The sequence below is a fragment of the Bacillus sp. FJAT-45350 genome (assembly GCF_002335805.1).
In the GTDB taxonomy this organism is placed as follows: Bacteria; Bacillota; Bacilli; order Bacillales; family NISU01; genus FJAT-45350.
Genome location: NZ_NISU01000001.1, coordinates 3,178,661 through 3,194,993, shown reverse-complemented (window position 1 = coordinate 3,194,993; position 16,333 = coordinate 3,178,661). Strand labels below are relative to the sequence as shown.

At 35.1% G+C, this 16,333-nt stretch carries 12 protein-coding genes and 1 pseudogene; 11 read left to right on the top strand and 2 right to left on the bottom strand.

The genetic code is table 11. The features are described from left to right. Positions 1–138: 138 nt before the first annotated feature. The 9 genes and pseudogenes from CD003_RS16165 to CD003_RS16120 all read left to right on the top strand — a co-directional run bounded on the left by CD003_RS16165 (position 139) and on the right by CD003_RS16120 (position 13,428). Positions 139–1,272, top strand: coding sequence for a tyrosine-type recombinase/integrase (locus CD003_RS16165; protein WP_306453963.1), 1,134 nt, complete (start codon positions 139–141; stop codon positions 1,270–1,272). A gap of 83 nt (positions 1,273–1,355) precedes the next feature. Further along, on the top strand, positions 1,356–5,999 hold the full coding sequence (locus CD003_RS16160) for a DEAD/DEAH box helicase (protein ID WP_096202375.1): 4,644 nt from the start codon (positions 1,356–1,358) through the stop codon (positions 5,997–5,999). A gap of 232 nt (positions 6,000–6,231) precedes the next feature. Continuing rightward, complete coding sequence (locus CD003_RS16155) at positions 6,232–7,251, top strand: hypothetical protein (protein ID WP_096202084.1); 1,020 nt, start codon at positions 6,232–6,234, stop codon at positions 7,249–7,251. Between the two features lie 329 nt (positions 7,252–7,580). After that, a complete protein-coding gene (locus CD003_RS16145; RefSeq protein WP_096202081.1) occupies positions 7,581–8,603 on the top strand; it encodes a putative phage abortive infection protein in 1,023 nt (340 codons plus the stop codon). A 158-nt stretch (positions 8,604–8,761) separates the two neighbouring features. Further along, a pseudogene (gene rpsI / locus CD003_RS21535) lies at positions 8,762–8,827 on the top strand (30S ribosomal protein S9); the annotation flags it as partial. Positions 8,828–9,292: 465 nt separating this feature from the next. Next, positions 9,293–10,654 (top strand): group II intron reverse transcriptase/maturase, encoded by a 1,362-nt coding sequence (gene ltrA, locus CD003_RS16135; protein ID WP_373558544.1) that lies wholly within the window; start codon positions 9,293–9,295, stop codon positions 10,652–10,654. A gap of 362 nt (positions 10,655–11,016) precedes the next feature. Next, positions 11,017–11,454 carry a DUF2521 family protein gene (locus tag CD003_RS16130; RefSeq protein WP_096202078.1) on the top strand — a complete coding sequence of 146 codons (438 nt, stop codon included), beginning with the start codon at positions 11,017–11,019 and terminating at the stop codon, positions 11,452–11,454. A 130-nt stretch (positions 11,455–11,584) separates the two neighbouring features. Further along, complete coding sequence (gene cwlD, locus CD003_RS16125; RefSeq protein WP_096202076.1) at positions 11,585–12,304, top strand: N-acetylmuramoyl-L-alanine amidase CwlD; 720 nt, start codon at positions 11,585–11,587, stop codon at positions 12,302–12,304. Positions 12,305–12,378: 74 nt separating this feature from the next. Further along, positions 12,379–13,428 (top strand): Mrp/NBP35 family ATP-binding protein, encoded by a 1,050-nt coding sequence (locus CD003_RS16120; protein WP_096202075.1) that lies wholly within the window; start codon positions 12,379–12,381, stop codon positions 13,426–13,428. A gap of 55 nt (positions 13,429–13,483) precedes the next feature. Here the strand turns inward: CD003_RS16120 and gerD are convergent, their stop codons facing one another. Further along, positions 13,484–14,128, bottom strand: coding sequence for a spore germination lipoprotein GerD (gene gerD, locus CD003_RS16115; protein WP_096202073.1), 645 nt, complete (start codon positions 14,126–14,128; stop codon positions 13,484–13,486). 145 nt (positions 14,129–14,273) lie between these two features. On the opposite strand from gerD, the gene CD003_RS16110 reads away from it, so the two are divergent. Next, positions 14,274–14,879: a KinB-signaling pathway activation protein gene (locus CD003_RS16110; RefSeq protein WP_096202072.1), complete on the top strand. Its 606-nt coding sequence runs from the start codon at positions 14,274–14,276 to the stop codon at positions 14,877–14,879. Between the two features lie 60 nt (positions 14,880–14,939). On the opposite strand, the gene pdaB is transcribed toward CD003_RS16110, so the two are convergent. Next, positions 14,940–15,698, bottom strand: coding sequence for a polysaccharide deacetylase family sporulation protein PdaB (gene pdaB, locus CD003_RS16105; RefSeq protein WP_096202071.1), 759 nt, complete (start codon positions 15,696–15,698; stop codon positions 14,940–14,942). 173 nt (positions 15,699–15,871) lie between these two features. On the opposite strand from pdaB, the gene CD003_RS16100 reads away from it, so the two are divergent. Continuing rightward, positions 15,872–16,099, top strand: a complete 228-nt coding sequence (locus CD003_RS16100) for a hypothetical protein (RefSeq protein ID WP_096202069.1) — start codon at positions 15,872–15,874, stop codon at positions 16,097–16,099. The last annotated feature ends 234 nt before the right edge of the window (positions 16,100–16,333 follow it).

Below are 16,333 nucleotides of genomic sequence, written 5' to 3'. Positions count from 1 at the left end.
AGTAAGAGATTAATCATGTAACTACTCCTTATTGTGTTAACAAGCAATTTAAGAAATGGTGTTTACACTCGCCTCCTAATCTGAATTGCAAAGAAGTGAGATAGACTTAACTAAAAGGTTATTATTAAATAATTGGGGATGAGAATGGTGGCTAGTGTACAAAAAAGGGGTAAAACTTATCAGTATACCGTAAGTCGAAGGGTTAATGGACAATCAAAGCCAATCAGAAAAGGGGGGTATCGGACAAAAAAGGAAGCTAAAATAGCAGCTGCCGAAATAGTAGTACAACTTGGCAAAGGGAAAGTACCTTTGAAGCAAATTCCTATTGATGAATATTTTCTGAAATGGGTAAAACTATATAAATCTCATTTAAGTGTTACAACACAACAACACTATCAATACACTTATAAGGCAATTAAAGCTCATTTCGGGAGTACACCTTTGCAAAAAATAGGAAGACACGATTATCAGCTTTTTTTAAATAACTATGGTTCAAAGAAGTCCAAAGAATCCGTAGAAAAATTAAACTCCCATATTCGAGCATGTGTAAAAGATGCGGTCGAAGAACAAATTATTCATAATGATTTTACAAGGAAAGCTGTATTAACTTGGACAACGCCTGCAAAAAAGCCTATTGAGAAGCACTTAAACTATAACGAAAGTGAATTATTGTTAAAAGAAATATTGAAAAGGCTTAATATTGGGATAAGCTATTCATTATTATTGTTAGGCTTAACATCAGGAATGCGTTTTGCTGAAATGGTAGGGCTAACTAGGAATGATTTTGACTTTGAAAATAATACAATCGCAATTAATAAAACTTGGGGATACATGAAACGAAACCCTAAAGGATTTGGAACTCCCAAAAATGAAACCTCCAATCGAACTATTAAAATCGATGTTATAACAATGGCTCATTTCCAAAAAGTGTTCAATACAATACCTACGAATAAGCACCATCTAGTATTTTATAGTCCGAATTCTAAATACAAAGTTATAAGCAACACCTATGCTAATCGACAATTAAAAAATTTACTTAATGAAATCGGCATAGACCCAATTACTATACATGGTTTAAGACATACTCATGCTAGTTTACTCCTTTATAAAAAGGTATCAATTTATTATGTTAGTGAACGTTTAGGGCATAGTGATATAGAAACGACATTAAAAGAATATGCACATCTAGTTAAGGAACTACGTGAAGAAGATGAGAAAAAAACAATTGAAGTATTTAATAATATATGTTCTAAAATAAATTGTCTTGTTTGATATAATGCAAATAGAAAATTTTTTATAACGAAAGATAGGTGAGTGGTTTGGAGCTGAAAAATCATAAAAGTTTTGTTGCATTGATGAACGAGATAGATGTAAAAAAACATGAGCAGCGTGATAGAGGGACATTGTTTGAGTTGTTAGTTGCTGCTTACATAGAAAAGGAACCAATGTATGCACGTTTGTTTGATAGTGTTTGGAAGTTAAGTGAAGTACCTGATGAATATGATATTCCTAAGAAGGATACTGGTGTAGATTTAGTAGCTAGAAAACGTGAAACTGGCGAACTAGTTGCAATCCAATGTAAGTTTTACTCCCAAGATACCACTATTCGAAAAGAGCATATTGATTCGTTTTTAAATGAGGTAGGAAAACAATATTATGCTGAGGGAATAATTGTTACGTCAACAGATAAATGGAGCAATAATGCTGAGGATGCATTGAAGTTTCGTAATAAACCAATTGTTCGTATTGGATTAACTGACTTACAAGAGAGTAAAATTGATTGGTCATCATACACTTTTAACAAGCCAAAAAAAGTAGAGCTTCAAAGTAAAAAGACTCCACGTTTACATCAAATTCCTGCTATTGAAGCCGTAATAAATGGCTTTAAAAATGTAGATCGTGGAAAGTTGATTATGGCTCCTGGTACTGGAAAAACCTATACATCGATGGCTATTGCTGAAAAAATGGCAGAAGAGAAGAAAGGTGTTTTCAGGGTACTATATTTAGTACCGAGTATTCAGTTATTGTCCCAAACTTTACGGGGGTGGACAGCAGATACAAAGTTCACTATGGATTCAATCGCTGTTTGCTCAGATAGAAAAGTTACAAAAGATAAAGGGGATAATGAATTAGAGGATATTGCAGCTGCTGATTTAGGATATCCTGCAACAACTGACCATAAAAAATTATTAGATTATCAAATTCTAATTGAGAATAGCGAATCTGCGGGTGATTTTTTAACCGTTTTTTCTACATATCAGTCTATTGATGTTATTATTAAGGCTCAAAAGAGTGGGTTCAATGAGTTCGATTTAGTTATATGTGATGAAGCCCATCGTACAACTGGTGCAACTGAAAACGGGAAGGAAGCAAGTGCTTTCACAAAGGTTCACAGTAATGACAATATAAAAACGGCAAAACGATTGTATCAAACGGCAACTCCGCGTGTTTATGGGGAAGATGCTCGACAAAAAGCAGAAGATATGTCTGTTGTTATTGCTGATATGAATGATCCAGAAATTTATGGAGAAGAACTTTATCGAATTGGGTTTGGTGATGCCATTCGTAAAGGGATATTAACTGACTATAAAGTAATGATTCTTGCTGTAGATGAGGAAGTCGTTGCCCGTAGATTCCAACAAATGTTGGCACGTAACGATGAATTAGAATTTGATGATGTAACAAAAATAATTGGTTGCTGGAATGGTCTTGTAAAGCGGAAGAGTAACTCAAATGAAACAATTGGGGAACCAATGAAACGTGCAATAGCATTTACTGGAACTATTAGAGAGTCAAAGCTTATCGCTAACATGTTTCCAGAAGTTGTAGAAACCTATATTAATGAAAGCGGTAAAAATCCTAATGTCTTTCAAGTAGAGGTTGACCATGCAGATGGTTCAATGAATGCACTTGAAAAGAACAAAAAGATTTCATGGTTGAAATCTGATGTACCTGAACATACATGCCGTATTTTATCTAACGCTAGATTTTTAACAGAGGGCGTTGATGTACCTGATTTAGATGCAGTAATGTTTTTAAAACCGCGCAAATCAAAAATTGATATTGCACAAGCGGTAGGTCGTGTAATGCGTAAAGCAGACGGAAAAGATTACGGATATGTAATTTTACCTATTGGTATCGCAGCTGGTGTAGATCCAAATGTAGTATTAGATAAGAATGAAAAATATCGAGTTGTTTGGGAAGTCTTAAATGCTTTAAGATCGTTAGACGAGCGTTTTGATGCAACAATTAATAAGTTAGAACTAAACAAAAACAAACCAAATCAACTTCAGGTTGTTGGAGTTGGGGAAGCACCAGAAGAATATTTGACCCAAACTCATGGAGATGAACAAATACCACTTGTGTTTGAAGAGGAATGGTCTGAACTTGAACATGCCATATACGGTAAAATCGTAAAGAAAGTTGGTAATGTTCGCTATTGGGAAGACTGGTCAAAGGATGTTGCAGACATTGCACAGCAACATATGATGCGTATTCGTGTGATGTTAGAAGATTCGAGCAGTGATGCGTATATAGCATTTCAAAAGTTTGTTTCAGGACTACGTCATAATATTAACGGTGCTATTTCTGACCAACAAGCAATTGAAATGTTAGCCCAACATTTGATTACTAGGCCTGTATTTGAAGCATTATTTAGTTCCTATAGTTTTGTAAACAATAACCCTGTTTCAAGAGCTATGGACGCTGTCTTGAAAGTTATGGATGAAAGTGGGCTTGAGAAAGAACAAAAGCGCTTAGAAGGATTCTATGAGAGTGTGCGTGTTCGTGCAGATGGTGTTGATAATCTTAAAGCAAAGCAGGAAATCATCATCCAGCTGTATGATAAGTTTTTTAAAGTAGGTTTTAAGGAAACCACAGAGCGCTTAGGAATAGTATTTACTCCAGTAGAAGTTGTAGATTTTATTATTCGTTCTGTAGATGAAGTGTTGAGGAAACACTTTGATAAGTCAATAAGCGATGAGGGTGTTCATATCCTTGACCCATTTACTGGAACAGGTACGTTTATTGTGCGCTTATTACAGAGTGGGTTAATTTCAAAAGAAGATTTGTTACGTAAGTACACACAAGAGCTCCATGCGAATGAGATTATACTGTTAAGCTACTATATTGCTGCAATTAATATCGAAGAAACTTTCCATTCAATTATGAAAGGAAGCTATAAGCCGTTCGAAGGTATCGTTTTAACAGATACCTTCGAAAGCACTGAAAAACATACGGATTCGTTTATAGATGAGCTATTTGATGAAAATAATGAACGATTAAAAAAGCAGCAAGATGAATCTATTTTTGCAATAATTGGTAATCCACCATATTCTGTAGGGCAATCAAGTGTAAATAATAATAATCAAAATATCGATTATCTGCTTCTAGAAGAGAGAATTGAAAACACATATTCAAAACAATCCAAAGCCAGATTGAAAAAGAGTTTGAGTGATAGCTATATTAAAGCGTTTAGATGGGCTTCAGATAGAGTTGGGGATAAAGGTATTATAGCCTTTATTACAAATGCAGGATTTATTGATAGTCAAAGTGCAGACGGACTAAGAAAATGCTGGCTTGAGGAATTCAATTATTTATATGTTTTTAATCTTCGTGGGGACGCTAAGCGAACTCAAGGAGAACAAAGACGAATGGAGGGCGGAAATGTGTTCGGGCATGGAAGCCGTACTCCTAATGCAATCACCATTTTAGTAAAAGATGGTTCAGGGAATCATGAAATCTTTTATCATGATATTGGTGATTATCTAAGCAGAGAACAAAAATTACAAGTGATAAGTGAATATGGTTCGATTACAAATATTAAATGGACAAAGATTATTCCAGATAAGAATAACGACTGGATTGATCAACGAGATGAATCATATGGATCTTTTATCCCGTTTATCGATAATGTTGAAAGAGAAAATGGAGTATTCTTAGATCAGTATACTGGCGTCAATCCTGCAAGGGATGTTTGGGTTGCAGGATTTTCAAAAGAAAGAGTAAAAGAAAATGCTCATCGTATGGTTGTAAACTATAATGACGAGTTAAAAAGATTAGCAAAGGTCAAGGATCCAAATGAACGAATTGAGAAAGTAAATAAATCTGAAAGTTTTATTAAATGGAGTAGAGGATTAACGCAGAAATTTCAAAAGGGACAGAAAATTGAGCTAAACGATAATAATATGATCTTGTTTATGCATCGACCATATACAAAGAAATGGCTTTTTTATGATAAAGGGATAATTGAAATGCCTAGTAGATACCAGCATATTTATAAAAATATGGGGAATGTTCTATATCTACAGGGTCAAGGTTCGAAAAAAGATTTTTCTTGTATAGCTACGGATCTGATTCCTAATTTCCAATTAATTCATAACGGTAAAGGATTTCCAATGTATGCGGGAAAAGATTCTTTTGGTATTGTTCCTAATATTTCCGAAGTATTACTTAAACAACATAAATTGAATTTAGATGAAGTTTTCTATTTAGTTTATGGAGTGCTCCATTCCATGGAATACAGAACTAAATACGCAAGTGATTTAGTAAAAGGCTTCCCACGGATACCGAATTTAAAAAACAGAAATAAGTTTATTGAAGTCGGTAAAAAACTCGTTGAATTACATGTTAATTATGAAACGGTTCCAGTATTTAAAGGGGTAACAATTGAAGTGAAAGTTAACCCTTCATACAAAGTAACAAAAATGAAACACCCTAAAAAGGGAGTAATTGATACTATTATTTTTAATAAAGATATTACAATTAAAGATATCCCTGAAAAAGCTTATGATTATATTGTTAATGGAAAGCCTGCAATTCAATGGATTATGGAGCAATATCAAGTAACGATAGATAAGAAATCAGGAATAAAAGATGATCCAAATGATATTTCGGATGATGAGAAGTATATTTTTAATTTATTACTTCGTATTATTAATGTATCTATTCAAACGGTTAATTTAATCAATAGCTTACCAACATTAGAATTAGGAGAATAAATTGAGAAATATTAACATTATGTTGAATAATTATTTGTAGTCCATTAATTAGCTGCTCGTTGTGCACCTTTAAAACGTTCGCTATTAGGCTCTCAGCAAATTGTTGGGGGTCTTTTTTTATACTTAATTCTTTTACCTTAATATATACAATTGGGTACCACCACCTAAAAAGGAGGTATATTGTCTTCTTTGTCGAATTAAGTTGGACAAGATATTTTGGAGGAGTTAGTAAATGGATTTAAAAAAGACAATTGATGAATTATCAGAAAAGATAGGGTTAGATTTTGAAATACCTAAAATACCAAGCGATAGAAAATACTGGTTAGTCCGAACCGATAGTGGATTATGGTTTGAGGAGTTTTCGAATGAAAATTATGTTGCAATTGGCTGGGATAAAGTTAAAGATGATAGTAATTTCACATTGGACGATAAAGAGAAGGCAATTGAAATTATTGAGAGTTTATATCCAGAAAAGAGTAGTGCAGGGCATATATATGGCACACTAAAGAGATTTCGGTTAGAAATGAAAATAGGTGACATTATAATGATCCCAAGCGAAAAATCTGAAACAATTCATTTTGGCGTAATTGAAGGTGAAGAATACCTAGCTGATATTTCTGAAACAGAAATAGATATGGGTGCTTGTCCTTATAGAAGACGTAGGAATGTAATGTGGCTTGAAAAAGTTTACCGAAAACAACTAGATCCAAAGTTATTCTCAATGATGCAATCTCACCATACTATTTCTAACGCTACTGATTATGGATTATATATTGATAAAACGTTAAATAGTTTGTATATCAAGGGTAATGTACTTCATTCAATTTTTAATGTTAAATTAGATAAAGACTTATCATACAGTGAACTTCAGAAATTTGTAAATATACCTGACGAAACCAATAGAATTTTATTTAAAGATGAAGTTAACTTACATTTTGAGTCTAAAATTAGACTTCAGTCTATTGGGGATTGGCTGTTAATGGCTTCTGAAAATGCTGCATTACGACTTTTTTTGATTTCTCTATTTATAAAACAAGTTTTACTCGGTGGAGAAGTAAAGTTTTTAGGTTTTAAAATGACCAACGAGCCTTTGTTTGATATTTTAAAAAGGAATAACCTTGGTGTTAAGGAAAATAACCAATCAGAATTAAAGCAGCATACGGAAGAAGTTCAACAACTTTCAAAAAAAATTAAAATGAAGGCTCCTGGACTGAATCTAGAAACCACTAAAAAAGGTTCAGACTCCAAATAGAATTAAAAAACTGAAACCTTTATATATTTAAACCCTATAATAAGTAAAGTAATAATTAACGTAACTATTATAAAAATAGCTTCAGAAAGTGAAACCGATACGTGAAATGAATTTAGTATGAACAAAATACCCTTTATACAGATAAAGTAGAGGAATGACAATATTAAAACATAATTTACAAAAATGTTTATTCGTTTTATTATGTTTGACATTTAATTTCCTCCTTGTTCCTTTTAATTTTAAATGATAATCCAGTTAAAGGGATTTGTAAACTAGGTCAACGTTAGGAGATACTTCCAGACGTAAAGCGAAATTAAGGAGTAAGTCATTTGATTACTTTAGTAAGCAACTTTATTTTTCTTTGGATAAGCTCTGAACGACAAATTATAGGAACAATAATTAGTAAGCAGATAGATAAGGTTAATTACTTAAATCCTTTTCCATTTATCATAATTAGTGGACTAATCGGGATTTTAATGGGTGTTTTTTTAACCTTCTTAGTATTAAAAAAGGGGAAGGAGAAAGTAATAAGGAAAAAAGAGAATAGAAAAATCTCTTCAGCTGAACTGCTGGCATTTTCCTTTGTCGCTATTGGTATTTTATTACCGATATTTGTAAATGGAACCAAAGGAACAGAATATGCGCAGACAGCAGCTCCGTTCCTTTCTATGGCAGCCTTAATATTACTTTACTCAGCAAATCGTATGCAAAAAGAAGAGCTCGGGCTACAGAGAGTAGAGCTAGAGCTGCAAAGGAAAGAATTGAAGGAAACTCGAATGGTCTTTAAAGAACAGAGTGAGACCATGAATTTACAAAGGTTTGAAAGTACATTTTTTAATATGATTGCTATTCACAATGATCTAGTTAACTCTATTATTTACAAAAAGAAAAAAAGCCAATTCAGTTCGATGAGTTATGATCAAACAGTTACAGAAGTTGTAATTAATTATAATGGACGAGAATATTTTCAGATAGCATATGAAAATTTAACTTACAGATTGAAGGAAAATCCTCATACTAAAGTTGAAGAAATTTATGAAGCTTTCTTTGATAAGAATCAAATTTATATTGGACATTATTTTAGAAACATGTATAGAATAGTAAAGTTTGTAGACGAGGCAAACCTTTTGTATAAAGAGAAAAAAGAATACCTTGGGATATTAAAAGCTCAGCTTTCATCATTCGAATTAGTGCTTTTACTTTATAATGGAATAAGTAAACATGGTAAAAAGTTCTTACCTCTTATAAAGAAGTATAATCTCTTAGACAATATAAATTTAGACTTGGTTCCTGACTCTAAACATTTTGACTCATATACGAATGAACAAAGTGCAATTAACGACAATAATTGATTACATTAAAAAAAGCAAAAATATTTTTTGACCACATTCTGACCACGAAACATATATAAGGGTATATTATCCATTTTTTATTAAATGCAAAAAAGCCCTATGTAATAAGGCTTTTCGCAAATCATTTTATTCCTAGTTTCTTCATATATAATAGATAAATCAAAGAACGTAAAAAATACGGTCTTAAAGCAGCACGTCGTGCACCTCAGTTCTCAAAACGTTAATATCTACGTTTCAAGGCTCTCAATCAATTTCGATTGGGAGTCTTTTTTTGTTCGCCCAGCATGGGCGAACTCTAACGGGTGAAAGTCCCGAGTGCGACCTTGTAGCGGTAAGCACATAGCCAAAAGCAAGGGTGTCCATGGTGACGTGGAATCTGAAGGAAGCTCGAGGCAAATCTCCGGTCTGACGAACAGAAATCATATAGGAGGCGACGTGTGAGGACAAGACTGCAAAAGAAGTCAAAATCCAATAGCTACTTTTAACAATCACACGGTGTATATATGGCAGATAGATGGAGGGAAAGAGTTCGCACCTTAACTGGGGAGGTCTCACTGGTCTACACCAAAATTTTGTAGTGATACAAAACTGGGTAGTGAGAAGTCAGCAGAAGTCGTAGTAGTGAGGATATCTAATGAAAGTTAGATGGAGCGAAGGGCTGAACAATTTCATCGTTATAGAAATCTCGATTGGAAGCGGAAATAGACCACTGGCATCATGCGGAAAAGTGGATACCGACTTTACGAGACAGAAGGGAAGTAACAAGCATGTATGAAGAAAAACTACTAGACAAGATACTGGATAGAGATAATCTTAATCTTGCATTTAAGCAGGTGAAAAGAAATAAGGGAGCAGCCGGTGTCGATGGTGTGACTGTGGATGAACTAGCGGGATATATGGCGCTACATAAGGATGAAATCATCTCTCAAATTCGTCAAAGAAAATACCAACCTCACCCTGTATTAAGGGTCGAAATTCCTAAACCAAATGGTGGTGTACGACTGTTAGGTATCCCTACAGTTAAAGATAGAGTGATTCAACAAGCGATTGCTCAAGTACTCACACCTATGTTTGATAAGAAATTTAGTGAATATAGCTATGGATTTAGACCAAAACGATATGCGGAAATGGCTATCCTACAAGCTCTAGAGTTTCTAAACGAAGGTCATGATTGGATTGTGGATATTGACTTAGAACGCTTCTTTGACACGGTAAATCACGACAGACTGATGAATCTAGTATCAAGAACGGTACATGATGGAGATGTTATTTCACTTATTCGTAAATTCCTAGTAAGTGGCGTACAAATTGATGAAGATTATAAAGAAACAGTCATAGGAACTCCTCAAGGAGGAAACTTATCGCCATTACTAAGCAATATCATGCTCAACGAATTGGACCTGGAACTTGAAAAACGAGGTCTCCGCTTCGTCAGATATGCAGATGATTGTATCATTATGGTTAAAAGTGAGATGTCAGCGAAGCGTGTGATGAGGTCAGTGACAAAGTTTATAGAAGAGAATCTAGGGTTGATTGTCAATGCCACAAAAACGAAAGTGACAAGACCAAGTGACCCTAACATGAAGTTTCTTGGCTTTGGTTTCTTTAAAGATTATCAAGCGGGTTTGTATAAAGCAAAACCACATCAGAAGTCGGTAGAAAACTTCAAGTTCAAACTGAAACAGCTAACTCGGAAAAATTGGAGTGTCGATACGAAGTATCAGGTTGAACGAATCAATCAGGTCATACGGGGATGGGTTAACTACTTCAAGATTGGTTATATGAAAAAGCTGTTAGGTAATATAGATTGCCATACAAGAGTTCGGTTAAGGACGTGTATCTGGAAGAAATGGAAAACAGCTAAGAACCGCAGAAAGAACTTAATTAAATTGGGAATGGACAAATACACTGCCTACAAATATAGCCATACAAGTAAAGGTGCCGTCCGCACCGCCTACTCGTGGATACTAACTACGACAATTACAAACAAGAGACTAGCCAAGTTTGGACTAATCTCCTGTGTTGAACACTATAAGAAAGTACATGCTTAGTATGAAATTGAACCGCCGTATACGGATCCGTACGTACGGTGGTGTGAGAGGTCGGATAATCAAATAATGATTATCCTCCTACTCGATGTGGTTTAGGAAACTATAAAATACATTTATTTGGATAATAAACAAATTGACCACTTCTAATTAATGTATGCCTACAACAGTGTATTTATTATAGAGTTGGACTTATTGTTCGCAGAGTATTAGGACAAGTCTAATTAAGATAATAGCGAAAAGCAATCAGACTACACTTATTTCCTATCCAAATTCTTCATTGGTGAGATTGTACAGTAATTCCACTGCATGAGCTTAGCTTATTGTATAGATACTAAAAAAAACAAGAAATTGAGGTGAGCGAGATGGCAGTGATTACAACTTTTTCAGAAAAGCAAAGAGAAAAGCGTTGGTCTTTTGAAAGAAAGGTGCTTCGAGAAATTTCTTTAACCGAAGTAAGAAAAAATGTTCAGGAACATTTTGAAACATTATTTCCTTTTCAATTCTTGACCCACCCGTTTTTAATTGATCCGTGTATTGATATGGCGATTGATGCCTACTTGGTAGGAGCTGAATATAGTAGACACGGTTATTTTGGAGAAACAAAGGAAATGGTTAGAGAAAGATGTGATGAAGAAGTTCGCGAAATTAGACTTCAATTATTCGATTTGTTAAATGGCTGGATGTCTCCAAATGAATTATCAATGGATTCACTCTATATCGCAGTAGACATGTTTGTGGAAGAGTGGTGGGATAAAGGGTTTTACAAAGGAAAAGAGCGCTATCGGCTTCGCTTACATTAAGAGAGAAGGTAGTCCTCTTAGGCTTCCTTCTTGCAGCTCTACTTTTCACTCCTAGTTAGGTTACTTTTTCACATAATTCTCTCCTTGTCCCAATATACATAAAGGGAATAGGATTAGGAGGGGAAAAGACGTGATAAAGTGGGTAAAAGGAGGAGCTTTTGCTCTTTGTGTTGTAGGACTATTATTTATTATCCAGTTTCAATTTATTAGTGATGATTCAGCAGGTTGGCAGTTGCCTCTGTCTGGTAAGGTAATTGTTTTAGATCCTGGTCATGGAGGAATAGACGGAGGAGCCAGTTCAAAAGCAGGTTTGTTAGAGAAGGATGTGACTCTAGATATTTCCCTTCAGCTAAGGGACTATTTACAGGAAGCCGGTGCCTTAGTCCTTATGACACGAGAGGAGGACAGGGATTTAGCCGATGATAGTGTAAAGCGTGTTCGTGAACGGAAGGTGCAAGATCTAAAGCGAAGAGTGAGCTTAGTGAATGATTCAGATGCGGATATGTTTGTTAGTGTTCATTTAAATGCGATTCCGTCGGCAAAGTGGAGTGGTGCTCAAACATTTTATAATCGAACGATGGAGGAGAATGGTCGTTTGGCCAAATTCGTTCAAGAGGAGATTAAGCGTAATCTTGAAAATACAAATCGATATGCGAAGCCAATTGGGAATGTCTATTTGATTAAGAATGCACAAATTCCTGGGGTATTAGTTGAGGTTGGTTTTCTATCTAATGTAAAAGAAGCTGAATTACTGGGGACGAAGGAGTATCAGCAAAAGGTTGCAGCGTCTATCTACGAAGGAATCTTACGCCACTACACAAATGAAAATGAACTAACAACGCCAAACTAAGTTAAAATGATACATCTAATTGAATGACAATGCTATACTAATGCTTATAACGGATGTAAAGGAAGGTGTACTTTGTGGTAACAAAAGAAGCAGTATTAGAAGCACTAAATGGAGTAAAAGATCCAGATCTAAATAAAAGCATTGTTGAAATAGGTGGGGTAAGGGAAGTGCAAGTGAAAGAAGGGCTAGTGAGCTTAAAGATTGCTCTAGCAAAAACAGGTACTTCTGGTCAAATGCAAGTCCAGCAACAAATCGTAAATGTTGTGAAAGAAGCTGGCGCAGAGTCAGTAGGTCTACGCTTTGAAGAACTAACGGATGAGGAACAATCGAAACATGGTGGAATGCAAGAGGCCCCTAAAGGGAAGACAACGCTTCTTTCACCAGAAAACACAACGAAATTTATTGCTGTTACAAGTGGTAAAGGTGGTGTTGGTAAATCAACAGTCTCTGTAAACTTAGCTACAACTCTTGCAAGGCTAGGGAAAAAAGTTGGGATTGTTGATGCCGACATTTATGGCTTCAGTGTTCCGGATATGATGGGCATTGAAGAAAGACCGAAAGTTCAAGGTGAAAGAATTATACCGGTAGAGCGTTTTGGAGTAAAAGTTATATCGATGGGATTCTTTGTTGAAGACAATGCACCAATTATTTGGAGAGGTCCTATGCTTGGAAAGATGTTAAACCAATTTTTCACTGATGTGGAATGGGGAGATCTAGATTATCTTGTTCTTGATTTGCCACCAGGTACAGGAGATGTAGCGTTAGATGTTCACACAATGCTACCTCATTCAAAGGAAATCCTTGTGACGACTCCTCATGCGACAGCAGCGTTTGTTGCAGCGAGAGCAGGTGCTATGGCGATTAAAACAAACCATCAAATTCTTGGTATCGTAGAAAATATGGCATACTTTGAAAGCAAGGTTACAAGAGAGAGAGAATTTGTATTTGGACAAGGTGGAGGAGAGCGCTTAGCGGAAGAATTAAAATCCGAGCTTCTAGGGCAAATTCCATTAGGACAACCAGAAATAAATGAAGATGACTTTGCACCGTCAATTTATGCTGAAGAGCATCCAATAGGACAGATATATGAGAATATTGCCAAACGAGTAATTGAAAAGGCATAATAACAATAAAAAGCGGAGCTCATGTGAGCCCGCTTTTTATTGTCTTTACTACTATTTATGTGCTTTCTTCCTCACCTTCATTACCACCGCTATCTTGTCCTTCTTCTTCTCCTCCTTCACTTTCTTCTTCCTTCTGGATGTCCGCTTGTTCTATTGCTTTGACTGTGACTGTTTTTAGTAAATCATTTACTTTCGCTACAAAGTATGGACTTTCAAAAGCCTCAACCATAACATTCATGATTTGTTGACGATATTCTTTTGTTTTCAATAAATCAAGTGTAGCCTGTTCCATTTCTGGGTCCTTTAAAATGTCCATCATCATTTGTTGGTATTCAGGATCTTTCATTAAGCCCTTTAATAATTTCTCATTTTCTTGTTGCATGCTCTCAGCAAATGCCTTTGCAAACTCAGGGTCCTCCATTGTTTCTACCCAGAATTTTTTCCCCTCTGTTGAGACGAGTGTTTGCTGTATTGTTTGACCGACGAACCCTTGTTCCATTACAAGGTGTTGTTTGACCTCTTCGTCTTCCATAATTTCTTTAATTGCTTCCTTCGCTTCATCTGTCTTAAGCATATCAACCATCATTTTTTTTGTGCTTTCATAATCAGGTTGGGTGGATCCTCCATTTTCTGCAGGAGCACAACCGAAGATTGAGACAAGGATAAGGGCATAAATAAGTAATTTACCAGCGGATTTCATAAAACCGCTCCTTTCGACCATTTTGTCATTAATATGAAATATTTCGCGAAAAAATATACATCATCTACATATCCAAACTAGTAATTTAATGTCGTCATTGGTAAAATCAATAGAGCAAAGTTAGAAAAATGGAGGATACACTACAGTGAATAGCCGTAAAGTTGTTTATTTATTTTTTACAACACTTTTAGTAGGAAGTATTAGTGGTGCTATAGTAGGTCTTATTATTGATTGGTCTGTATTAATTGAAGGAGGGCTCGTGAATCTATTAGTCGGGGTTATTTGGCTTTTAGGAATCAGCGCTGCTTTCAGTTTAATTAGTCAGATGGGGTTCTTTGCATACTTAACGATTCACCGTTTCGGTTTAGGTTTATTTAAGACGGTCAAACTTTGGAATAGAGTACAGGTTGTACTTATTGCATTCGTGTTTTTTGATTTGATTTACTTTCGATATATTGCATTTGCTACAGAAAACGAGACCATCTTTCACTACATGCTTATGCCTGTATTATTATTGATGTATGGCCTTATAGTTGCTTATATTAAGAGTAAAGAAACAAATCGCACTGCCTTTATTCCGGCATTATTCTTTATTTATGTCGTTACAATTATTGAGTGGGTACCAGCCTTAACGGTAAATGACCCGAAATGGTTATGGATTTACTTAACACCATTACTAGTAGGGAATACTTGGCAAATATTAATGTTACACCGCTTAACAGCAGAAGATCCAAAAGGTCGTTCCAAATAGGAACGACCTTTTTTCTAAGTTAGTATATTTATAAGACAGTAAGACGAACTACGCATTTTCTTAATCGATTTCTTCACTTTCAGTATCAGTGCTAGCAATCAACTCATCGACTGTTACAAATGAGTAGCCTTTGTTCTTAAGTTGGTCAATAATGATTGGTAGAGCCTTGTCTGTTTGCTTAACGGAATCAGACGCATGCATTAATATCAAGTCCCCAGCTTCAACGTTGTTTACGACATTATTAACAATGGCATCAACTCCTGGGTTTTGCCAGTCATTGGAGTTAATACTCCAGTGGACAATCGTATAGTCAAACGAGTCGGCAATCTTTAGTACTCGTTTGTCGAATTGTCCATTAGGAGGACGGAGCAATGTAGGCTTTGAGCCAATCATGCTACTTAGTATTTGGTGACTTTCTCGAATATCTTTCGTTATCTTGTCGTCTTTCCATGATGGATAGCTTTCATATTGATATCCATGATTCCCAATAAGGTGGCCTTCATCCATAATTCTTTCTAGAATTTCAGGATACCTCTCTGCCCAAGCAGCTGATAAAAAGAATGTAGCTTGCACATCACGTTCTTTAAGTTGATCAAGGATTGGTCCAACTTGTTGATCACCCCAGCTTAAATTAAACGTGAGTCCTAGCTTCTTTTCGTCAATGTCAGCTTTATAAAATGCTTGTGGTCCATCAGGTGTTGAGAATACAGTTAGTTCACTTCTCTCGACATACAAAAGACCGGCAGCGAAAAATGCAGCGATAATAATAATTGACATTTGCTTAAGTTTCTTTCCATTCCAAACCCAAATGAATTTCATAGTAACCCCCCTGTCCCATTTCTCATAATAAATCTATGAGTATTTGGACAACATATGAATAAAATTTAGGAAATTAGAAAATAATTTGGTAATGAGGATTGTTTCAAAGAGATTTTCTAACTCAAAGAATAATTTCAAATAAGACATTGTAGACAGGTGGGTGCTTTGGCTGAATGATTGGAATGTTACTAAATCATAAAGAAATTCAAGAAATTGAGTATATTTTAAAAAAAGAAATGGAAGAATTACTTTTAGATTTAACTGACCCAAGAATTGACGATGTAGTTAAAAAGGCTATGGAAGAAAAATATCAAATTATATTTGGTATCTATCGTCGATTTGCTTCACCTAAAGAATGCACAAAATATATTAGAACTGCTGATAAAAAGAAGTGGAATTAATTTTTTAAAATAGTTGACATAGAGAAACACAGCTGATATATTAGTTTAGTACCGCAAAAAACAACAAAAAACGTCACAAAATTATTTTAAGATTTTTGTTGACGATTAAGTTGTTGCAGTGTATTATATGAAAAGTCGCTGATTGACAGTGCACTTAACTAATTTGTTCTTTGAAAACTGAACAAGACAAAAGCCAAGCGTAAAAGAGATGTAAACACATCTCGTTAATTTTCT